The organism is Variovorax sp. KK3, assembly GCF_001984055.1.
Taxonomy (GTDB): domain Bacteria; phylum Pseudomonadota; class Gammaproteobacteria; order Burkholderiales; family Burkholderiaceae_C; genus Variovorax.
The window spans coordinates 1-241 of the sequence record NZ_LYVO01000229.1; the positions used below are offsets into that span (position 1 = coordinate 1).

Consider the following 241-nt stretch of genomic DNA (forward strand, 5'->3'; position numbering starts at 1 on the left):
CAGTGGCGCCGCCGTCGCTCAGCGTGTAGGTGGCGGTCGGCACCGCGCCGCTGTAGTTGGCGGCCGGCGTGAAGGCGTAGCTGCCGTCGGCGTTGATCGTCAGGTGCCCACGTTGGCGATCGTCGCGGTCTGGCCGGCGGTGTAGGCGGCCGCATCGCCTGCCACCTGGAAGCTGGTCACGGTGATCGGGCCGTCGGGGCTGGTGGTGCCCGTGAGCACGGAGCCCGAGACGGGGGCTTCG

Annotated in this window: 1 protein-coding gene; it reads right to left on the bottom strand. The window is 72.6% G+C overall.

What is annotated here, in order from left to right:
- Positions 1-241 (bottom strand): cadherin-like domain-containing protein (locus tag B0W80_RS36570; RefSeq protein WP_179107118.1); only part of this gene is annotated, 241 nt, incomplete at both ends.